This is a genomic window from Allobosea sp. OK403, from assembly GCF_900113835.1.
Lineage (GTDB): Bacteria > Pseudomonadota > Alphaproteobacteria > Rhizobiales > Beijerinckiaceae > Allobosea.
Map to the genome: position 1 here is coordinate 1 of NZ_FOQV01000001.1, position 20,203 is coordinate 20,203.

18 protein-coding genes and 1 pseudogene are annotated in these 20,203 nt (G+C 65.5%); 14 read left to right on the forward strand and 5 right to left on the reverse strand.

All coding sequences use genetic code 11. The annotated features are described in order from the left end of the window. The 3 genes from BMZ97_RS31690 to BMZ97_RS00020 form a co-directional block, all read right to left on the reverse strand. Positions 1 to 834: hypothetical protein (locus BMZ97_RS31690; protein ID WP_175525373.1), on the reverse strand; the 834-nt coding region annotated here is incomplete at its 3' end. A gap of 166 nt (positions 835 to 1,000) precedes the next feature. Further along, positions 1,001 to 1,627 carry a transglutaminase-like cysteine peptidase gene (locus BMZ97_RS00015; RefSeq protein ID WP_092164249.1) on the reverse strand — a complete coding sequence of 209 codons (627 nt, stop codon included), beginning with the start codon at positions 1,625 to 1,627 and terminating at the stop codon, positions 1,001 to 1,003. 596 nt (positions 1,628 to 2,223) lie between these two features. Continuing rightward, positions 2,224 to 3,132 (reverse strand): LysR substrate-binding domain-containing protein, encoded by a 909-nt coding sequence (locus BMZ97_RS00020; RefSeq protein ID WP_092164250.1) that lies wholly within the window; start codon positions 3,130 to 3,132, stop codon positions 2,224 to 2,226. 97 nt (positions 3,133 to 3,229) lie between these two features. Here BMZ97_RS00020 and BMZ97_RS00025 point away from each other — a divergent pair, with 97 nt between their 5' ends. The 12 genes from BMZ97_RS00025 (at position 3,230) to BMZ97_RS00080 (ending at position 16,926) form a co-directional block, all read left to right on the forward strand. After that, positions 3,230 to 4,540, forward strand: a complete 1,311-nt coding sequence (locus BMZ97_RS00025; protein WP_092164251.1) for an aspartate aminotransferase family protein — start codon at positions 3,230 to 3,232, stop codon at positions 4,538 to 4,540. Positions 4,541 to 5,015: 475 nt separating this feature from the next. Further along, the gene (locus BMZ97_RS00030) at positions 5,016 to 6,203 is read left to right on the forward strand and encodes an ABC transporter substrate-binding protein (RefSeq protein WP_092166410.1); all 1,188 of its coding nucleotides are present in this window, start codon (positions 5,016 to 5,018) and stop codon (positions 6,201 to 6,203) included. 57 nt (positions 6,204 to 6,260) lie between these two features. Further along, complete coding sequence (locus BMZ97_RS00035; RefSeq protein ID WP_092164252.1) at positions 6,261 to 7,133, forward strand: branched-chain amino acid ABC transporter permease; 873 nt, start codon at positions 6,261 to 6,263, stop codon at positions 7,131 to 7,133. 160 nt (positions 7,134 to 7,293) lie between these two features. Then, a complete protein-coding gene (locus BMZ97_RS00040) occupies positions 7,294 to 8,280 on the forward strand; it encodes a branched-chain amino acid ABC transporter permease (RefSeq protein ID WP_092164253.1) in 987 nt (328 codons plus the stop codon). After that, positions 8,277 to 9,047, forward strand: a complete 771-nt coding sequence (locus tag BMZ97_RS00045; RefSeq protein WP_092164254.1) for an ABC transporter ATP-binding protein — start codon at positions 8,277 to 8,279, stop codon at positions 9,045 to 9,047. The genes BMZ97_RS00040 and BMZ97_RS00045 overlap by 4 nt, the downstream gene beginning before the upstream one ends. Next, a complete protein-coding gene (locus BMZ97_RS00050) occupies positions 9,040 to 9,780 on the forward strand; it encodes a branched-chain amino acid ABC transporter ATP-binding protein (RefSeq protein ID WP_092164255.1) in 741 nt (246 codons plus the stop codon). Before BMZ97_RS00045 ends, BMZ97_RS00050 begins: the two co-directional genes overlap by 8 nt. 74 nt (positions 9,781 to 9,854) lie before the next feature. Further along, positions 9,855 to 10,823, forward strand: coding sequence for a nitrogen assimilation transcriptional regulator NAC (nac, locus tag BMZ97_RS00055; protein ID WP_092164256.1), 969 nt, complete (start codon positions 9,855 to 9,857; stop codon positions 10,821 to 10,823). 190 nt (positions 10,824 to 11,013) lie between these two features. Then, positions 11,014 to 13,077, forward strand: coding sequence for a hydantoinase/oxoprolinase family protein (locus BMZ97_RS00060; RefSeq protein ID WP_092164257.1), 2,064 nt, complete (start codon positions 11,014 to 11,016; stop codon positions 13,075 to 13,077). Positions 13,078 to 13,088: 11 nt separating this feature from the next. Beyond that, positions 13,089 to 14,789: a hydantoinase B/oxoprolinase family protein gene (locus BMZ97_RS00065; protein ID WP_244546169.1), complete on the forward strand. Its 1,701-nt coding sequence runs from the start codon at positions 13,089 to 13,091 to the stop codon at positions 14,787 to 14,789. A gap of 18 nt (positions 14,790 to 14,807) precedes the next feature. Next, entirely contained in the window at positions 14,808 to 15,611 is an 804-nt protein-coding gene (locus tag BMZ97_RS00070) for an SDR family oxidoreductase (RefSeq protein WP_092164258.1), read from the forward strand. A gap of 16 nt (positions 15,612 to 15,627) precedes the next feature. Further along, complete coding sequence (locus BMZ97_RS00075; protein WP_092164259.1) at positions 15,628 to 16,329, forward strand: HpcH/HpaI aldolase family protein; 702 nt, start codon at positions 15,628 to 15,630, stop codon at positions 16,327 to 16,329. 285 nt (positions 16,330 to 16,614) lie between these two features. Beyond that, on the forward strand, positions 16,615 to 16,926 hold the full coding sequence (locus BMZ97_RS00080) for a hypothetical protein (RefSeq protein ID WP_175525374.1): 312 nt from the start codon (positions 16,615 to 16,617) through the stop codon (positions 16,924 to 16,926). 31 nt (positions 16,927 to 16,957) lie between these two features. On the opposite strand, the pseudogene BMZ97_RS31435 reads toward BMZ97_RS00080, so the two are convergent. Together BMZ97_RS31435 and BMZ97_RS00090 are read right to left on the reverse strand one after the other, a co-directional pair. Beyond that, positions 16,958 to 17,149: pseudogene (locus tag BMZ97_RS31435) on the reverse strand (IS5/IS1182 family transposase); the annotation flags it as partial. A gap of 221 nt (positions 17,150 to 17,370) precedes the next feature. Further along, positions 17,371 to 18,393: a LacI family DNA-binding transcriptional regulator gene (locus tag BMZ97_RS00090; protein WP_092164260.1), complete on the reverse strand. Its 1,023-nt coding sequence runs from the start codon at positions 18,391 to 18,393 to the stop codon at positions 17,371 to 17,373. A gap of 162 nt (positions 18,394 to 18,555) precedes the next feature. On the opposite strand from BMZ97_RS00090, the gene BMZ97_RS00095 reads away from it, so the two are divergent. Together BMZ97_RS00095 and BMZ97_RS00100 are read left to right on the forward strand one after the other, a co-directional pair. After that, complete coding sequence (locus BMZ97_RS00095; RefSeq protein ID WP_092164261.1) at positions 18,556 to 19,446, forward strand: dioxygenase family protein; 891 nt, start codon at positions 18,556 to 18,558, stop codon at positions 19,444 to 19,446. 10 nt (positions 19,447 to 19,456) lie between these two features. Next, positions 19,457 to 20,203, forward strand: coding sequence for an SDR family NAD(P)-dependent oxidoreductase (locus BMZ97_RS00100; RefSeq protein ID WP_092164262.1), 747 nt, complete (start codon positions 19,457 to 19,459; stop codon positions 20,201 to 20,203).

Consider the following 20,203-nt stretch of genomic DNA (forward strand, 5'->3'; position numbering starts at 1 on the left):
GGCGGCCATGGCGGCGGCGGTCACGATGGCGGTGGCAAAGGTGGCGGCGGCCATGGCGACGGCGGCCACGATGGCGGTGGCAAAGGTGGTGGCGGCCATGGCGGCGGCGGTCACGGTGGCGGTGACCACGGCGACGGCGGCCATGGTGGCGGCGGCCATGGTGGCGGCGGTCATGGCGGCGGCGGCCATGGCGACGGCGGCCACGGTGGCGGTGGTCAAGGTGGTGGCGGCCATGGCGGCGGCGGTCACGGTGGCGGTGGCAAAGGTGGTGGCGGCCATGGCGGCGGCGGTCACGGTGGCGGTGACCACGGTGGCGGTGACCACGGCGACGGCGGCCATGGTGGCGGTGGTCAAGGTGGCGGTGGTCACGGCGGTGGCGGTCACGATGGCGGCGGCAAAGGTGGCGGCGGTCATGGCGGCGGCGGCCATGGTGGCGGTGGTCACGGCGGTGGCGGCCACGGTGGCGGTGGCCAAGGTGGCGGCGGCCATGGCGACGGCGGCCACGGTGGCGGTGGCCAAGGTGGTGGTGGCCAGGGCGGCGGCGGCCAGGGTGGCGGTGGCCAAGGTGGCGGCGGCCAGGGCGGCGGCGGTCACGGTGGTGGTGGCCAAGGTGGCGGTGGCCAAGGTGGCGGCGGCCAGGGCGGCGGCGGTCACGGTGGCGGTGGCCAAGGTGGCGGCGGCCAGGGCGGTGGCGGCCAAGGTGGCGGCGGTCACGGTGGTGGTGGCCAAGGTGGCAGCGGCCATGGTGGCGGTGGCCAAGGTGGCGGCGGCCAGGGCGGTGGCGGCCAGGGTGGCGGTGGCCAAGGTGGTGGCGGCCAGGGCGGCGGCGGCCATGGCTGAAAGCCGCAACTGCATCCGGTCAGGCTGGGGGCCTGACCGGATCACGCATTCCAATCACGCACGTTGATCACAGCCTCGGCCGGCAGCCGACGCAGACCAAGGCGAGCATGTCATCAGATGTCCGGCTTCCCGAAACAGGCATTCTCGACGATCAGGCCGCTCAGGGCCCATGCGGGCGCCGTGTTGCAGCGGTTACGCTGATCGTACCGCCATCGATCGACTCCCAGGCGCGCGGATTGGCTTGCGACATGCGGGTGAAGAACAGGTATCCGGTTTGCGACCAAGGCAGGACGCGGGAGGTCTTGTTGTCGAGAATGAGATCCCCCTCGGAGGTCGTCACCATCAGCACCGCGTGCCCCTCGCCGGCGGGCGTGGCGACGACCGCGATCAACAGGGTCGACGATGGCCAGCCACGCTCGATCAGCAGCTTGCGCTTCAGCAGCGCGAAATCCTCGCAATCACCCCGCCCGTCGGTCGGGATGATCCAGACATCCTCGCGGCCATAATGATCCCAGTCGGATACCTCGGATATCGTGGAGTTCACCCGCGCATTGATCTCCTGAAGGTCGCGCTGGTGTTCCGGTGTCAGCAGAACCTGCCGAGTCAGGGCGCCGGACCGGCGGCATTCCGCCGGGTAGTTGGCGCAGAATGTCAGGAATGCCGGCGGTGGCGAGGCCGGCCCGCGGGTCCTGGCCACGAGCTGATCGGCCTGGGCAGAACCTGCCAGGGTTCCGGCGAACAGAGCGACACCGAGAGTCCATGTCGCGACGGAGGCAAAGGTCGTCATAGCCGAAACCACATGGTCATGGTCCGCCTTGCGGGTTGCGAGATCGCGGGAAGGCTGCTGAAGGATGGCGGCCTTTGCTTAAGAAAGAAGGCAATTCTGTGATGAGAATTCGCGGGAGATTCGCATCGGCCGCATAAGTGCTTTGCGCAATTCGGCTCGCCCGCCAAGGCTGAAGACACCGCCGTCAACAGTGCGGTCCGCGGCGCAGCATCGCGTGCCGGGTGAGCCGCTCGCGTCAACGCACGGGTTTCGTTCGCCAAAATGGAGGGCTCTCCGAAGGCGGGCCCTCAGCCGCGAACATCGGGCGGCGGTTCACTCTTGGACGAGGAACTGCGGGTACCGGAAGCATCGACGCGTTGCAGGCCGGCCAGCGATCGCTTGCCTCCAACTTGTCCTGACACTGGAGCGTTTTCGAGCGAAGTGGATACCGGTTCGCGTGAAGAAAATGCGTTAAAACAATGAGCGTCGGCGTGCCGTCGCCCCGGTGAACGCTGCACGTCCGAAGCCGCTCCCGAATTGTCTGCGGTTTTATTCTGCTTATGCATCTGATTTTATTGATATAACTGGCGCGCAGAGCTCCCCGTTGACGTCTGCCTTTATAGTCCGCGCCAGGCCGGAGACGGAGATCCGGTGCGGGATATCGGGCGCGCATCGCCTGCAAGGGTAGGCAGCACGGCCGCGATGTGGTCGCCCAAGGCTCTTGCGGCGGATGATGGCCTAAGCTCCGCGAACTCCAGCGCAATCCCGATCGCGGGAAGCGCCGGCAATCCCGCCGAGACGATGTGCAGATCCGGCGGAACCGCGGTTTGCGTCAGGACGCTGATGGCGTGACCTGACCGGGCAATGGCGATGAGACCAGCCAGGCTGTTGCTGGCAAAAGCCACCCTGTAGCGACGGCCAGCGGCCTCCATGGCGTCGCAGGCCGCGCGATAGTCCAGCGTCATGGGGGCCGACAGCGCCAATGGCAGGACGGCCTGGTCAAGGATGTCCGGCTCGGCTGCGTTTGCGACCCAGACGAAGTTTTCTCTCCGGATGACCTCGGCGCCAGCCGGGTCGGGGAGGGAGACCAGCGCCATCTCGATCTGCCGCCGATGCAGCAGCGGGCGCAGTTCCGAGGTCGGCGCACAGACCATGCGCAGCTCGACATCGGGATGCAGGGCACAAAACTCCCGCAGCAGATCCGGCAGAAACGCGATCGAGTAATCCTCGGGACAGCCGAAGCTGACCGAGCCCTTGAGGCCGGTTCCGCGCATGTCGGCGAGGATCTCGTCATGCCTGGCCAAAAGGAATTCGGCATGGGCGAGCAGCTTGTCTCCCGCTGTGGTCAGGCGCACGCCCGAGCCGCTGCGGTGCAGGAGAGCCTGGCCTGTCAGCGCTTCCAGGCGCTGCATCTGCATGCTCAACGCCGATTGCGTCCGCCCGACCTGCGTTGAGGCGACGCTGATCGAGCCCGTGCGGGCGATGACGGCGAAGTTCCTGAGCAAGGCGAGGTCGAGCGTGCGCATGCCATCAATTTAATCGATATCGGATTGAAAGAGTATCAATTTGCGCAGTGCAACAGGCGCAACTAGCCTTCGGACACTCCCGCTTCCGAGGTGTCCCATGTCGCTGAACGCCGATCCCACCTTCTGGGCCGCCGCAAACACGCATCTGACACGCTATGGGCCCGATTTCGAAGCGATCATCGTCGAGCGGGCCGAGGGCAGTTTTGTCTACGACGCCGATGATCGCGCCATCCTGGACTTCACCTCAGGCCAGATGAGCGCCGTCCTCGGCCATACCCATCCCGACATCGTCGCGACGGTGGACCGGCAGATGCGATCCGTGGCGCATCTCTTCAGCGGGATGCTGTCGCGCCCGGTCGTCGATCTGGCTTCACGTCTTGCCGCGCTCGCTCCCGGTCTCGACCGGGTGCAGCTCCTCACCACCGGGGCGGAATCGAACGAAGCCGCCATTCGCATGGCGAAGCTGGTGACCGGTGGACATGAGGTCGTCGCCTTCGCACAGAGCTGGCACGGCATGACGGGAGCAGCGGCTGCGGCAACCTATAGCGCCGGCAGGCGGGGCTATGGACCGGTCGCTGCCGGCTCCTTCGTCATCCCAGCGCCGAACTCGTACCGCCCGCGCTTCACGCATCCCGACGGCTCCAATGATTGGCAGGCCGAACTCGACGACGCCTTCGCGCTGATCGACAGGCAGTCGACCGGCAACCTCGCGGCGTTCATCGCCGAACCGATCTTGTCGAGCGGCGGCATCCTCGAGCTCCCGCTCGGTTATCTCGCTGCGCTCAAGCGCAAATGCGAGGAGCGGGGCATGTTGCTGATCCTCGACGAGGCCCAGACCGGGATCGCCCGGACCGGCCACATGTTCGCGTTCCAGCGCGACGGCGTCACGCCCGACATTCTGACGCTGTCGAAAACGCTCGGCGCCGGCCTGCCGCTCGCGGCGGTGATGACCTCACAGGCGATCGAGGAGAAGGCGCACGAGCGCGGCTTCCTGTTCTACACGACCCATGTCTCCGATCCGCTCCCGGCCGCCGTCGGCGTGACGGTCCTCGACGTGGTCGAACGCGACGGCCTGGTCGAGCAGGCCATCGCGCGCGGGCAGCGGCTCCGTAATGGACTCCTGTCTCTTCAGCAGAAGTTCGAATGCGTCGGGGACGTGCGCGGCCGCGGTCTCCTTCTCGGGCTCGAGATCGTGACCGATCGGCAGAGCAAGGCGCCGGGCTTCGAGCTCGGGGCCAGGATCATGGAAGAGGCCATGCGCCAGGGCCTCAGCATGAACATCGTCAAGCTGCCCGGCATGGGAGGCGTCTTCCGGATCGCGCCGCCCCTGACGGTCTCGGAGGCCGAGATCGACCGCGGCCTGGCGATCATGTCGGACGCGATCGAAACCGCCATCGCCACGGGCTGACCCTGGCGACGGGCGATTTCAACCTGAACCGATCCGGCTGCGTCCTTGCGATCGTCGAACAATCGCCTCGGACGCTATGAGATGGGGTACTCCAACCCTCCAACCCCAAGCCAGTTTGCCGTGCGTTAGCGAAAGCGGGCCTCTTCGACACCCGCTATGGGGCAGGGCGCGAGCCTGGCTCGCGCGTGAACGGGCATCCCCTTGCTTGGTGGAAGCTCGTATCGACGCCGGAGGGGCCGTCGCGCGCGACGCGGCCCCTTACGATTTATCGTCGCGCCATGTCGCGCCATAAAGAAACGCTATGGCGGCAGAATGCAGTTGTGGTTCCCAGAGCGAGTCCGCCGAACCTAGAATTTTCTCCCATCGGGCCTGCAAATCGCGCCCGATCGGGTCGGATCGTTGCGTGCATGCGACGAAGCCGGTTCCGGCTAACCGCGACGCGATCGCGGAACACGATCAGGGAACGGAGTCGATCATGGCCAACACAGTTCACCGCAGGGCCTTCTGCCTTCTCGCATCGGCCTTCTGCCTTGCCGGCGCGCCTGCCTTCGAGACCTCCGCGCTGGCGCAGGACAGCAGCATCCGCCTCGGCATCGTCGCGCCGATGAGCGGCCCCAATGCCCGCTACGGCGCCTTCTCGCTGCGCGGCGCGCAGCTTGCCGCCAAGGACATCAACGCGGCCGGCGGCATCGATGGCCGCAAGATCCAGGTCTTCTCCGCCGACAGCCAGGGCACGCCGGTCGAGGGCGTCTCGGCGACACGGCGCCTGATCGACCAGGACAAGGTCGATTTCCTGATCGGCGACGTGTCGAGCTCCGTGACGCTGGCGATGCAGCCCGTCGTCGAAGATGCCGGCGTCCTGCTGATCAACGCGGCTTCGTCGAACCCCAAGATTACGTATGCGGCGGGCGTCGGCGGCTTCAAATGGAGCTTCCGCAACTACCCGACCGATGAGAACCGCGCCCTGATCGTCGCGCAATATGCCGCCGAGAAGCGCGGCTTCACCAAATTCGCCGTGCTCTCGGTCGACAGCGATTATGGCCGCTCGGCGATCGAGTTCACCAAGAAGTACCTGCCACGGTTCAAGGGCCAGATCCTGAGCGAGGACTACTACAAGGAAGGCGAGGTCGATTTCCGCAGCGTGCTGGCCAAGATCCGCGATTCCGGCGCTCAGGCGATCATCATGTACGGCCTTGCCGACACCACGCCGATCGTGGCGCGGCAGATGACCGAGGTCGGGCTCGCCGGCAAGGTGCCGCTGATCGGCAATGGTGAGTTCAACACCGAGAAGACGATCAAGTCGGCGCCGAAGGCGCTCGAAGGTGCCGTCGAGGCCGCGGCCTGGCTGCCGGGCTGGGACAGCCCCAAGAGCAAGGGTTTCGTGGCCCGGTTCACGGCCGAATATCGCGAGGCGCCCAACAACCACGCTTATGTCCATTGGGAGACCGTCAACCTGCTCGGCAAGGCGGTCGAGGCGGCCAAGAGCACCGACCGCGCCAAGGTCCGCGATGCGCTCGCCAAGATCAAATATGACAGCGCCGTCGGCGAAGTGACCTTCGACGACCACAACCAGGCGAAGCTGCCGATGATCCTGTTGCAGATCGAGGACGGCAAGCCGGTGGTCAAGGGCGCCTATTCCGCCGATATCGACTATCCGCGCTGACCGTCCCGCGGACGCAATGGCGCGGGGGTAAGCGCGCGGGCTTAAGGGGAGGGCGGGATGCTGTTCCAAATCTCAGAGCAGATCGTCAACGGCATCGTCACCGGGGCCGTCTACGCCCTGGTCGCCGTCGGCATGACGATGATCTTTGGCGTCCTGCGGGCGATCAATTTCGCCCATGGCGAATATTACATGGTCGGCACCTTCGGGGCCTGGGTCGCGATCGAGTATTTCGACCTGCCCTATCCGGTCGCCATCGTCGCCGGCGTCATCGCCACGGCCTTCGTTGCATTGGTCATCGGGCAGTTCGTGATGCGGCGCATGGTCGGGGCGCCGGCCGAGGCTGGCGTCTTGGCGACGCTGGGCATCGCGCTCATCCTTCAGAACAGCGTCATCCTGCTCTTCGGCGGTGGCTACAAGTTCTTCGAAGGCGGCTATATCGAGCCCGTCACCATTCTGGGCGTATCGCTCGCCGAGCAGCGCCTGCTGATCATCGCGGTCGCCGTGCTGGTCTTCTTCGGGCTCGAGCTCCTAGTCACCTATAGCCGCATGGGCAAGGCGATGCGTGCCGTGTCGCAGAATGTCGAGTGCTGCGCCGTGGTGGGCATCGATGTCCGCAAGGTCGTGGTGAGGACCTTCGTCCTGGGGGCGGCGCTCGCTGGCCTGTCAGGGGTGCTGACCGCCCCGGTCAATGTCAGTGTCTATGGCGGCATGGGCGAACTGATCACTTTCAAGACACTGCCGATCATCATCATGGGCGGCCTTGGAAATGTCCGTGGCACCTTCTTCGCCGCGATGATCCTGGGCATCGCTGAGAGCCTGGTCGCCACCTATGTCGGCCTGCAGTTTCGCGACACGGTCGGCTTCGCCACGCTGATGCTCGTGTTGATGTGGCGCCCGCACGGGCTGTTCTCCGCCCAAGCCCGTTACTGACCTAGAGCCGGATGACTTAAGACGGAATCACGGAGTGATCCCATCTGAAGTCTGAATCCGTCTCTCATCAAAGAGTTAGAGCAGGATCAATGCGAAAACCGGTTCCCACTTTTCGCATCCTGCTCTGGCGGCCCCCAGCCAATCTGTCCGAGGATCGACCATGTCGCTGAACGAGAGCTCGCTTCCGCTGCCTGGCCGCGACCTGAGGCTGCCCTTCGGGCTCGCCGTTGTCGTCCTGGCCTGTTGCGCACCGCTTCTGCTTGGCAATTACGCGCTGCATGCGGTGATCATCTCGCTGATCTTCTTGCTGCCGGCCCATGGGCTCAATCTGCTCGTCGGCTATACCGGCCTGCTTTCGCTCGCACAGGCCGCCTTCTTCGGCGTCGGCGCCTATGTCTCCGCCCTGATGGCGGTGCATTGGGGCACGCCGTTCTACGTCAACCTGTTCGGCGCCGGCCTCGTTGCCGGGGTGCTTGCGCTGCCGCTTGGCATCCCGGCTCTCAGGTTGCGCTCGACCTCATTCGTGATGTGCACGCTCGGCTTCGTCATCATCGGACAGGCGGTCGCCAAGAACTGGATCAGCCTGACCCGCGGCGACATGGGGCTGTCGGCCATCCCCAAGCCCTATTTCGCGCTCGGACCGGCCTCCTTCGCGGTTTCGGGGACGGTCGGGTTCTACTATCTCGTGCTTGCCATCGCCGCCCTGGCGACCTTCGTCGTCTGGCTGATCGTCACCTCGCCGGCCGGCCGCAACATGGTGGCGATCCGCGAGAACGAGACGCTGGCGGAGTCCGTCGGCGTGCCGACCTGGCGCTACAAGCTGGTCGTCTTCATGATCAGCGCGACCTTCGCCGGGTTCGGCGGCAGCGTCTACGCGCATTATCTGACCGTGGTCAGCCCGCTGACATTCCAGATGTCGAATTCGACGCTGATGCTGATCATCGTGCTCGGCGGCGGGCCGGGCACGATTTCGGGTGTCGTCTTCGGGAGCCTGCTCTTCGTCGGTCTGTCCGAGGCGCTTCGTATCGCTCCCGAGCTGCGGATGGTGGCCTACGGCTTCTGCCTGCTGGCGCTGGTCTTCTGGTTCCCCAAGGGCTTTGCGCCGCTGATCACCCGCTTCTGGACCATGCTCAGGGGGCGCTCATGACCGGTCTACCGATCCTGGACATCACTGGCCTCAGCAAATCCTATGGTGCGATCCGAGCCGTGGACGGTGTCGATCTGCAGGTCCATCGCGGCGAGATCTGCGGGCTGATCGGACCCAATGGCTCGGGTAAGTCGACCTTCTTCGACTGCACATCCGGCCTTGCTCGCCCCAATGCCGGCTCGGTCAAGCTCGATGGGCAAGACATCACCGGCTGGTCGTTGAATCGCATTGCCCGGGAAGGCCGCATGCTGCGGTCGTTCCAGAAGACGGTCACCTTCGGTGCGCTCGATATCGAGGAGAACCTCGTCATCGCCGGCCAGATGTTCACCTTCCCGAGCGTGGCCTCGACCTTCGGGTTCGGTGCCCGTTCGCGCGCCCGGGTCGACGGCCTGCGCCAGCGTGCGCGCGAACTCATCAGGCTGTCGGGGCTCTGGGATGTCCGAACCCAGCCGGCGGGCAATCTCTCGGGTGGCCAGCAGAAACTGATCCAGTTCGCCTCGATGCTGATGCCCGAGCCCAAATTGATCCTGCTCGACGAGCCGATGGCGGGGATCAATCCCAAGCTGATCGAGCGCGTCGTCGAGGCGATCCGCTACGCCAATGAACAGCTCGGCGTCAGCTTCCTGGTGATCGAGCACAACATCGACGTCATCACCAGCATTTGCCAGCGCGTCGCCGTGCTCGACCAGGGGCGTAAGCTCGCTGAGGGTACGCCGGCCGAGATCATGCGCAACCAGGCGGTTCGGGAGGCCTATCTCGGTGGCTGAGACCAGTCTTTCGATTGCGGGCCTGCGTGCCGGCTATGGCTCGCTGGACATTCTCAACGGCGTCGATCTCGACGTACCGCAGGGCCAGTTCGTCGCGCTCCTGGGCCCCAACGGCGCGGGCAAATCGACCCTGCTCAAGACGCTCTATGGCATGACGACCATCAAGGGGGGCGCCATACGCTGGCAGGGCCGGGACATTGCCGGGCTGGCCTCGCGCGAGATCCTGGCGCAAGGCGTTTCCTTGGTGCCCCAGGGCCGCTGCAATTTCCCGCTCATGACGATCGACGAGAACCTGCAGATGGCCGCCTATACCCTGCGCGACGCCAAGGTGAAGGCCGATCGCGACTATGTCTACGAGCTCTTCCCGATCCTCAGGAAGCGCCGCGCGACGCTCGCCGGCAATATGTCGGGCGGCGAGCAGCAGCTTCTGGAGGTGGCGATGGCTGTGCTCCAGCGCCCGCGCATCCTGCTGGTCGATGAGCCGTCGGTCGGATTGTCCCCGGCCGCGATCGGCATCGTTTTCGACGAATTGCTGCGCATCAATGCGATGGGCCAAACCATCCTGCTCGTCGAGCAGAACACCAAGAAGGCGATGGAGGTGGCGCAGCGCGCCGTCATCCTGCGGCTGGGCAAGGTGATCTGGGATGGCAAGCCCACCGAGATCAGCCATGACGAGCTCGGCGAGCTCTTCATGACAGGTAGGATGCGCGGCGAGACGGACGTGCAGCACTGACGGCGGTGCAGCCGGTCGGTTTCGCGTCGCCGGGGAATAACCTAACCTCGCGACCTGTGGAGGCGGCCAGGTCGATGAGTGTCGATTTCAAGAAGTTGAAGAGCTTCGTGAAGGTGGTGGATGCCGGTAGCGTGTCTCGCGCCGCTGGCATGCTGCGCACGGCTCAGCCGGCACTCTCCCAGCAGATCGCCGCGCTGGAGAGCCATTTCAAGCACAAGCTCCTCATCCGCAGCAATCATGGCATCGCGCCGACCGAAGCCGGGCTGATCCTTTACCGCCATGCCCAGCTGCTGCTGAAACAGGTCGAGCAGGCGCGGATCGATATCGAACAATCCTCGCGCTCGGTCGCAGGCCGTGTCTCGATCGGGCTCGCCACCTATTCGGCGTCGAGTGCACTGTCGCTGCCGCTGCTCAAGGCGATGAAGACGCGCTACCCCGACATCGTCGTCCATATCAATGACAGCTTCGGCCATGTCCTGAGCGAGCTGATCATGACCGGCAAGATGGATATGGCGGTCATCTATGGATCGAGGCCGATCAAGGGCGTCGTCCTGCACCCGTTGTTCCGGGAGGAGCTTGTCCTGGTGTCGCCGCCGGGCGCAGCCATCGGGACGGTTGAAGGTGAGGCACTCCCGCTCTCGGCTCTGGCCGAGGTCGACCTGCTACTGCCGAGCCGAGGCCATTTCCTGCGCCAGATGATCGATGAGTCGCTGGCGCGCGCTCGTGTCGCGCCGCGTGTCTCCGCCGAGATCGAATCAGTCTCGTCGCTGGTCGCAGCCGTCATGGACGGTCTGGGGTCGACGATCCTGCCGGGATCTGTGGCAGCCAGCGCCGCAGGCTTTCGCGGCGCCGATGTCCGACCACTGATACGGCCCGCGATGACGGCTACGGTTTCCCTTTGCGTGTCCGACCATCTGCCGATGTCGGAGCCCGCGATTGCAGCGCGCTCCGTGCTGATCGAAATCGTTCAGGCCTTGATCCGGGAGGCGCCCCTCGGGTTGAAATCGGCTGGCGAGGCCGGGCGTTCCCAGAGTGCGCTATAAACGTCGCACCATAAGCGTCGTGCCATAAACGCCGCGCCATAAACAAAGCCTATAGCGGCAGACCGCAGTCCTGTTGGCCAGTTGCGCGTGGCTGGCTCTACCCTTCCTGTGTCGTCGCGGTGAAGGGCTTAGCGGTCGGTTCGCTGGCCGCAACCTCCGCGACCTCCGCAAGGCAGGCTCAGAGGACATCATGGCCAAGCTGGCATTCGACACCGGTGGAACCTTCACCGATTTCGCGCTGCTCGACGATGCAGGCGAGGTGCATCTGCATAAGGTGCTGAGCACGCCGTTGAACCCGGCCGAGGCCGTGGTTCAGGGCGTCACCGAGCTGCTGGAGGCGTTCGGCGAGGTTATCGATACGGCCAAGCTGCAGGTCCTGGGCGCCACGACGGTCGTCACCAATGCCGTGCTGGAGCGCAAGGGCGTCGAGACCGGCTTCGTCGCGACCGCCGGCTTTCAGGATATGCTGCGCATCCGCAACGAGGGTCGCTACGATCTCTACGATCTCAACCTGCGCTATCCCGACCCGCTGGTAAGCCGCGCCAACAGTTTCGGCGCCCGCGAGCGCATCGCGGCCGATGGTGAGATCGTCACCGAGCTGGATGAAGATGTCGTGCGCGAGATCGCCGGGCGGCTGCGCGAAAAGGGAGTTCGCTCGGTCGCGGTCTGCCTGCTTCACGCCTACAAATACCCGGCGCATGAGCAGCGGGTCGCTGCCCTGCTGAAGGACGAATATCCCGATATCTTCGTTTCGCTCTCCTCTGAGGTCTGCCCAGAGGTGCGCGAGTTCGACCGTGCCTCGACGACGGTGGTCAACGCCTATACGCGGCCCCAGATGGCCGGCCATGTCGCCCATCTCCAGCGCGAATTCGCTGGGAAGGGCATCGATCGGCAGGTGCTGTGGATGACCTCCTCGGGCGGCCTGGTTCCCAGCCAGCGCGCAGCCGAGCTGCCTGTGCGCCTGATCGAGTCCGGCCCTGCTGCCGGAGCTGTCGCTGCCGCCGAGTTTGGCCGCATTGCCGGGGAGGGCAGTGTGCTCTCCTTCGACATGGGCGGCACCACCGCCAAGCTGTGCCTGATCCCCAATGGCGAGCCCACGGTCGGCACCGATCTCGAAGTCGCGCATTACCAGCGTTTCCGGAAGGGTTCCGGCTTCCCCCTCAAGATCCAGTCGATCCAGATGATCGAGATCGGCGCGGGTGGCGGCTCGATTGCCGTCAAGAATCCGCTTGGATTGCTCGATGTCGGCCCGCGCTCGGCGGGCGCCTTGCCGGGGCCGGCCGCCTATCAGCGCGGCGGCATCGAGCCGACCGTCACCGACGCCGACATCCTGCTCGGCTATATGGGGACGGAATCCTTCGTCGGCGGCTCGTTCAAGGTCTCGAAACAGGCCGCCCATGATGCGATGGCGCGCCTGGCCGCTGATCTCGGTGTGGGCGTCACGCGCTGCGCCTGGGGCATCCATGACCTCGTCAACGAGTCGATGAGCAAGGCGGCTGCGATGCATGCGACCGATCTCGGCGTCGATCCCCGCTCCCTGCCCATGGTCGCCTTCGGCGGCGCCGGGCCCGTCCATGCCTATGGCATCGCTCGCAAGCTCGGCATCAAGCGCATCATCTGCCCGACGGGAGCGGGCGTGACCTCCGCGATCGGCCTGATCATCGCTCCCGTCGCCGTCGACCTGTCCGCGAGCTTCCCGATGGGCCTGGCGGCTTGGGATGCGGCGCAGATGCGCCGGCTGCTCGGTGGCCTCGCGGCTCAGGGGGCCGAGGTCGTGTCGGCTGCCGGCGTGCCCAAGGAAACCATCGAGAACCGCTATACCGTGGACATGCGCTATGTCGGCCAGGGCCACGAGATCACGGTCGCGCTGCCCGAACTCGACCTGCCGCAGGAGGATTTCCTGGCGCAGCTCACGGCCAATTTTACCACGCTCTATCGCGAGCTCTTCGGCCGCACCGTCAATGCCGGCCTTGAGGTGATCACCTGGCGTTTGCGGGCCGGAGGGCGGAAGGGCAAGGTCACGCGCCCTCATGGCACGACGGCGGCAGAGGCCCTGAAGGGCCGGCGCGACGTCTATTTCCAGGAACTGGGCGCTGCCGTCGAGACCCCCGTCTACGACCATTACAGCCTGCCGGTCGACGAACCCGTGAAAGGTCCCGCCATCGTCGAGCAGCGCGAGTCGACAGCCGTCATCGGCCCGAGCGGGACAGCCCATGTCGATGCGCATGGCAACCTCGTCATCAACATTCTCTGAGGACGATTCCGATGTCCAAGATCTCGATGTCCAAAACCTCGACGGCCAAAGCCGCCACGGATTTCAACGATCCGATCAATCTCCAGGTGATGTGGAATCGCCTGATCTTCATCGCCGACCAGGCCGATACGGTGTTGGGGCGCACCGCCTTTTCGCCGATCGTGCGCGAGAACCACGACTACGTCACCGTGCTGCTCGACAGTCGCGGGCGGGCGCTGGCCCAGTGCACCTGGTCGATCCCAGTCTTCATCACCTCGCTGCCGGTTGCCGCACAGAGCTATTTCCTGCCGAAATTCCCGCCCGAGACGTTGCAGGACGGCGATGTGCTCGCCACCAACGATCCCGAGATCGGCACCGGCCATCTGCCCGACGTCACGATGATCACGCCGATCTTCAAGAACGGAAAGATCGTCGCCTATGCCGGCTCGATCGCGCATCTGCCCGATATCGGGGGCGCGCCGCTGCATTCGGAAGCCAGCGACATCTATGAGGAAGGCATCCGCTTCCCGATCGTGAAGCTGCACCGCGCCGGTGTGCCCAACCAGGACGTCCTCGACATCATCGCAGCGTCCGTGCGGCTTCCCACCGAAGTGCTGGGCGATCTGGAATCCATGGTCGCGGCCAACAACGTCATGGGCCGCGAGCTCGTGAAATTCCTCGACGAATACGGCCTCGACGAGGTCGATGGTCTCGCCGACGCGATCCATTCGCGCTCGGAAGCCCAGATGCGCAAGGCGATCCGCGCCTGGCCCAATGGCCGCTATGAGGCTGAAGTCCTCCTCGACGGATACCATGACGACATCACGCTGAAGGCCGCCGTCATCGTTGCCGACGAGACGATCCATGTCGACTACACCGGCACGTCCGACCAGGTGCTGCACTCCATCAACTGCCGCACCAACTACCGCTATGCCCACTCCGTCTATGCGCTGAAATGCCTGCTCGATCCCGAGACGCCCAATAATGAGGGCTGCATCACGCCGGTCACGGACGAGGCGCCGCTCGGCTCGATTCTCAACCCCGAAGCCTGGACGGCGGGCAACTCCCGCAATCTCATCGGCCACGTCATCCCATCGCTGATCTTCAAGGCGCTGGAGGGCATCGTCCCCGACAAGGTCATGGGCGACAGCGGAGGGGCGCCGATCTGGGCGGCCAATTGTGTCGGCCGGCGCGATGACGGTTCGCAATATGGCTCGGTCCAGAACTTCCATGGCGGCCAGGGTGCGCGAGCCGAACTGGACGGCCTGGATACGCTGAGCTTCCCCTCCAACTGCAAGGTCACGGCGATCGAGATGTTCGAGATCGCGGTACCGGTGCTGACGGAGTGCAAGGAGCTGATCGCGGATTCAGGCGGGGCAGGGCAGCATCGCGGCGGGCTCGGCCAGCGCGTCATTCTGCGCAATCGCGCCAAGGCGCCGATGAACATCTATCTCGCGACCGAGCGCGTGCGCCACCCTTGCTTTGGCGTCGTGGACGGACAGTCGGGCACGCCCGGCAAGGTCGCCAAGAATGGCGAGGCGCAGTTTCCGAAAGGCAAGGTGGTCCTCCAGACGGGCGATCGCCTCGAGGTCGAGACGCCGGGAGGCGGCGGCTGGGGACGCGCTGCGGCGCGCTCAGTCGAGCTGATCGCGCTGGATCTTGCGGAGGGGCTTGTCAGCCCCGATGCAACGCGACGTATCTACGGCAAAGCCTTCGCGGCGGCGGCTGAGTAGGGCGAGTAGGGAGAGACCATGGCACTGCTCAAGGGCAAGATCGCGCTCGTCACGGGGGCCGGCACCGGGATCGGGCGTGAGAGCGCCATCCTGCTGGCGCGCGAGGGGGCAACCGTGGTGCTGACTGGGCGGCGAGCCGGTCCGCTCGATGAGGTCGCCAAGCTGATCGTGGACAATGGCGGGCAGGCGGTCAGTCGCACTCTCGATATCGCCGACCGCAGTGCCATCGTCGCGACTGTCGCGGCCATCGAGGCCGAGCTCGGGCCGATCGATATTCTCGTCAACAATGCCGGCAGCGCCAGCAAGGTCCTGAATGCCCGCTTCCTGTCCGAAGAGGAGTGGAACGCAACGCTGAACGTCAACCTGACCGCGGTGTTCTCGCTGACGCAGGCGGTGCTGCCGGCGATGATCGCGCGCGGCGAAGGCACCATCATCACGGTTTCGTCGCTGGCGGCGCTCAATCCCAATCTGCTGGGCGGAGCGGCCTATGGCGCGGCCAAGGCCGGCGTGAAGAACTTCATGGGCTTCCTGCACAACACCTATCGCAACCAGGGCATCCGCGCGACGACGATCCTGCCGGGTGAAACCGATACGCCGATCATGAACAACCGGGCCCGGCCGCCGCTGGCGGAAGAACGCGCCATCATGCTCGACGCCCATGACGTGGCGCGCGCCGTGCTTCTCTGCGCCAGCCTTCAGCCCGGCGCGATGATCCCCGAACTGCACATCTGCCCGACGCGGATGCGCGACACCTCCGCCGATATCGAGACCGCGCGCTGGGTCGGCGCGCCCGACGACACGCCTGACAAGCCCAAGCGCTGAGACCGAGGACAAGACGATGAACGGAGCGAAGCTGCGCGGCAAATTGAGCCGGGGCGAATGCGTCAGCATGCTGACGACACATCATCTCTCCCCCGGCCATGCCGTCAGGCTGACCGAGCTGGGCGCTGATGCGATCTTTCTCGATTGCGAGCACGGCACCTGGAGCTTCGAGGATGTCCGCCTCACCGCCCAGGCGATCCGGGGCGCGGGCGGTGCCGCGATCGTACGGCCGGATTGCCACCAGCGCTCGCTCCTGATCCGCTATCTCAACGCAGGCGCGGACGGGCTGATGGTGCCGATGATCGATACGGCCGAGCAGGCGCGCGGCGTGGTCGATGCCGTTCGCTATGGCTGCTTTGCTGATCACGAGAAGCGGCTCGTTGTCGGCATGATCGAGACCTTGGAGGCGATCGAGGGCATCGATGCGCTGCTCGCCGTCGAGGGGATCGACGTCTTCTTCATCGGCCCGGGAGATCTCTCGCAGAACATGGGCTATCCGCCCGCGCCGTCTTTCGGCCAGCCGCGCCCGCAGGCGGTCGTCGACAAGGTCGCCGAGGCTGTCAAGGCAATCCGGGGGGCGGGCAAGGTGGCCGGCACATTGGCAACGGCGGATGAACTGCCGTTCTGGCGAGACAAGGGCGTGCAGTATTTCTACGTCCATTCCGACCCGTTTCTCCGTATCGGAATGACCCAGCTGGCCGGCTTGCTCGCAGGATAACGCCAGAGCGTTTTCGAGCGAAGTGGACACCGGTTCGCGTGAAGGAAACGCGTTCAAGCAAAGAAATGGAGCAGTTCCAGATCCAATTGGATCGGGAACTGCTCCAGAGCGTTTTCGAGCGAAGTGGACACCGGTTCGCGTGAAGAAAACGCGCTAAGACAATGACCTTGAGACGCTTTCCGAAGCCAGGGGATCGGAAAGCGTCTCTCGCGAACAGCGTCGCTCAGCTGGCCATCCCTTCGATATGTCGGTACCTCTTGTCTCGCGAGCGAAGAATATGCGCTCGTGGCAGAGCCCGTCGAGCCTGAAATCGAAGCCGCTCGCCTCACATACCGGCGAAAACTTGCGCGGGTTTTCGAGATGATCATCGAACAAGGCATACGCGATAGCGAGTTTCCGGCGCAGGATGTCCAGGCCTCCGCGGCCTGTATCGTCGGGTCGCTCTTCGAGGGGGTGGTCGGCCCTTTGGCCTCGGACAGCCTGTCCACGGATGTGGAGCGTCAAAACCCGGCGAAATCGATTGCCGGCTTCTGTTTGCGCGGCGTCAGCGGCAGGATTGAGAGCCTCCCGCTGGACGATCTTCGCGGCCAAGCTTGAGTGGGGGCACACGGGGAGGGGCCTCGCAACGATCGGCCAGCGCGACCCGGCTGCCCGGCGAGGCCGCGACCTTGGCTTCCATGGATTGGAGCCACCGCATCTGTTCGCACAGATAGCGGGCGATGTGGTCGGCCACCTGCTCCAGGCGCTTCTTGAATTCGTAGGCGGCGACGTTCCTGTCGTGGGTGTTGACCGCCTTGAACGTGCTGCCGTCGACGGCGACGACCCGACTTAGCCCCGACGCGCTTCACGCGATCCTTGCTTCGCGCGCGGCGTAGCTCGACCCAAACGGCTCGATTGCGGGTACCGCCCGATCAGGGCGCGAATTCGAGCTGGGATCGTTCGACGACCATTTCAACGCCACGAGCATCATGGTCAAAACCGGCCACCGGCCCTTCAGTTGATACAAACCGCGCCGGGCTTGCCCCTGGCCGATTTGAGGCGTCAGCGGCTTGGCGGCACGCTCGAGCCACGCACTACCAGCTCGGGTTGGGTCACGATCTGCGTGATCGCGTCTCGGGCGCCGGTGATGATGTCGAGCAATAGCTGGCCGGTGCGCTCACCCATCTCGCGATGGCTGATGCGGATCGTGGAGAGTGAAGGGCTCACCATGTCGACGAGGGGCATGTCGTTGTGACCGATCACCGAGACGTCATCCGGGCAGCGCCGGCCCTGTTCGCGCAGTGCTTCGTAGACGCCTAGCGCCAGCAGGTCGTTGGCTGCAACGACGGCCGTCGTGTCCGGGCGCCGTTGCAGGAGCTCACGGGCGGCCGGCAGCCCGGCTTCACGGGTAAAAGCCGTCGCTTCCACGATGGCGTCGCTGCCAACCGGGAGACCGGCCGCTGCCATCGCCTCGATGAAGCCGCGACGGCGCAGCGAGCCGGTCGAGAGCGATTGCGGGCCCGCGACATGGACGATGGCGCGATGGCCGAGCCCAACCAGATGCTCGACAGCGAGCCGCATGCCTTCAATATCGTCGGAAACCACAGAGGGGACGCGCGGGGCCGTCTCGGCGCGGTTGACCAGCACCACTGGCACCTGCCAGCGCAGGCACCGCTCGACGGCATCGTCCTTAAGCGAAACATTGGCGAGGACGAGTCCGTCGACGCGGCGGGCGACCAGCATCTGCAGGATGTCGGGCTGGATGGGCCGGTCCGGCGGCTGGTCGACGACGATCAGGGCGTAACCACGCGCGGCCAGCACCCGCTCGAGCCCGCTGATGATCGGCGAGAATACCGGATTGGCGATGTCGGGAACGATGATGCCGACGAGATGGGAGCGCCCACTACGCAAGCTGGCCGCCGCCGTATCGGGCCGGTATCCGAGCCGCTCCACCGCCTCGAGGACGCGCTGCACGATCGATGGGCCGAGCCGGTCGCGCTGAGACGGATCGAGCGCGCGCGAGACCGTCGAGGGGTGAACACCGACCTCGCGCGCCACGTCCTTGATTGTCGTCAACCCCGCCATGTCGCGCTTGTAGCCGCTGCGCTTGACGGCGGCAATCGCGCCAACTATGCATGCGCAATCGATTGCACAATCGATTGCGCATGCATAGTCGGTGCAATGGGATGGCCGGCCCCTTCATGGGGAAGCCGGAGCCGGCCGTCGTTTCGATGGAGTGGAGGCTCGATGATCATTGCGCGTCAGGAGGATGTGACCGAGGCGGTGCTCGTCGCCATGGACGGAGCCGAAGATGCACGGCTGCGCAATGTCATGGCCGCCTTCATCCGCCATCTGCACGCCTTCGCACGTGAGGTTCGGCTGACCGAGGCCGAATACGAATATGCGATCGACATGCTCAACCGCATCGGCCAGGCCACGAACGACAGCCACAACGAGGGGGTTCTGTTTTCGGACGCGCTCGGCCTGTCGACGCTGGTCTGCCTGCTGAACAACGGCCAGAACGGCGCGACCGAAACGGCCGCGGCCTTACTCGGCCCGTTCTGGCGGGCGAATGCGCCGCTGACCGAGAATGGCGGCTCTATCGTTCGTTCGCCGACGCCGGGTCCACCGCTCTTCGTCGATTGCCGGATCCGCGATGCGCATGGCCTGCCGCTTGCGGGCGTGCGGGTTGATGTCTGGCAGGCCTCGCCCGCCGGCATGTACGAAAACCAGGACGAGACCCAGGCCGACATGAACCTGCGCGGTGTCTTCAAGACCGACGCGGAGGGGCGCTTCGCCTTCCGCACCGTCAAGCCTGCCGGCTATCCCGTGCCGACCCATGGGCCGACCGGCGAGATGCTGGCGGCGCAGAAGCGCCATCCCTATCGCCCGGCGCATCTGCATGTGCTGGCCTTCAAGCCCGGCTTCAAGACGCTGATAACCCAGGTCTTCGTCGACGACGACGAGCATCTCGAAAGCGACGTCGTCTTCGGCGTGACGCAGGCGCTGATTGGCGATTTCCGCAAGGGAGCGGGGCCGGCGCCGGCTGCCGATGTCGCGGGCGAGTGGTTCAGCCTCGCCTACACCTTCGTGATGGAGCCGGGCGAAGCCGTGCTTCCGCAGCCTCCGATCAAGTGAGTCAGGTCCGATGACGCAAATTCTCTCCGGCAAGGTCGCGGTGGTCATCGGCGGATCGGGCGGCATCGGCGCGGCAGCGGCCAGGGCGCTCGCGGCCGAGGGCGCGACACTGGTCGTGACCTGGCGCTCCGACGAGGCTGCGGCGAGGGCCGTCATCGCCGGCCTCCCGGGCTCCGGCCACATGGCGCGGCACTCTACCGTCGAGGACAGCGCAACACTGGTCGCGCTCGCGGCTGATGTCACGGACACGCTCGGGCGCTGCGACATCCTCGTCAACAGCGCCGGCTACACGAAGCCGATTCCGATTGCCGATCTCGATGCGCTGACCGACGAATTCATCGACGATATGTTCAAAGTGAACTGGCGCGGCCAGTTCGCCGCGATCCGCGCCTTCGCACCGCTGCTGAAGACATCCGGCGACGGGCTCGTGGTCAACGTCTCCTCGATCGCGGGGCTGAATGGCGTGGGCTCCAACCTCGCCTATGCCGCGATCAAGGCCGGCATCGACACGATGACGAAGTCGCTGGCGCGAGCCCTGGCCCCGGCGATCCGGATGATGTCGGTTTCGCCGGGCGTCGTCGCGACCGATTTCGTGCCGGGGCGCGATGCGGCGGCCCTGGAGAAGGTTGCCACGACAATACCGCTGAGGCGCGTTGCGACCGCCGAAGACGTCGCGCGCGCCATCGCGGCCTGCGCGACGCATCTGACCTATTCGACCGGATCGATCCTGATCGTCGACGGCGGCAGGGCGTTGTGA

Excerpts from the sequence above, each read along its gene's own strand:
- BMZ97_RS00045 (WP_092164254.1), top strand. The coding sequence starts at position 8,277 with ATGACCGGTCTACCGATCCTGGACATCACTGGCCTCAGCAAATCCTAT.
- BMZ97_RS00060 (WP_092164257.1), top strand. The coding sequence starts at position 11,014 with ATGGCCAAGCTGGCATTCGACACCGGTGGAACCTTCACCGATTTCGCG.
- BMZ97_RS00040 (WP_092164253.1), top strand. The coding sequence starts at position 7,294 with ATGTCGCTGAACGAGAGCTCGCTTCCGCTGCCTGGCCGCGACCTGAGG.
- BMZ97_RS00065 (WP_244546169.1), top strand. The coding sequence starts at position 13,089 with ATGTCCAAGATCTCGATGTCCAAAACCTCGACGGCCAAAGCCGCCACG.
- BMZ97_RS00090 (WP_092164260.1), bottom strand. The coding sequence starts at position 18,393 with ATGGCGGGGTTGACGACAATCAAGGACGTGGCGCGCGAGGTCGGTGTT.
- BMZ97_RS00095 (WP_092164261.1), top strand. The coding sequence starts at position 18,556 with ATGATCATTGCGCGTCAGGAGGATGTGACCGAGGCGGTGCTCGTCGCC.
- BMZ97_RS00075 (WP_092164259.1), top strand. The coding sequence starts at position 15,628 with ATGAACGGAGCGAAGCTGCGCGGCAAATTGAGCCGGGGCGAATGCGTC.
- BMZ97_RS00035 (WP_092164252.1), top strand. The coding sequence starts at position 6,261 with ATGCTGTTCCAAATCTCAGAGCAGATCGTCAACGGCATCGTCACCGGG.
- BMZ97_RS00100 (WP_092164262.1), top strand. The coding sequence starts at position 19,457 with ATGACGCAAATTCTCTCCGGCAAGGTCGCGGTGGTCATCGGCGGATCG.
- BMZ97_RS00025 (WP_092164251.1), top strand. The coding sequence starts at position 3,230 with ATGTCGCTGAACGCCGATCCCACCTTCTGGGCCGCCGCAAACACGCAT.
- BMZ97_RS00070 (WP_092164258.1), top strand. The coding sequence starts at position 14,808 with ATGGCACTGCTCAAGGGCAAGATCGCGCTCGTCACGGGGGCCGGCACC.
- BMZ97_RS00030 (WP_092166410.1), top strand. The coding sequence starts at position 5,016 with ATGGCCAACACAGTTCACCGCAGGGCCTTCTGCCTTCTCGCATCGGCC.
- BMZ97_RS00015 (WP_092164249.1), bottom strand. The coding sequence starts at position 1,627 with ATGACGACCTTTGCCTCCGTCGCGACATGGACTCTCGGTGTCGCTCTG.
- nac (WP_092164256.1), top strand. The coding sequence starts at position 9,855 with ATGAGTGTCGATTTCAAGAAGTTGAAGAGCTTCGTGAAGGTGGTGGAT.
- BMZ97_RS00020 (WP_092164250.1), bottom strand. The coding sequence starts at position 3,132 with ATGCGCACGCTCGACCTCGCCTTGCTCAGGAACTTCGCCGTCATCGCC.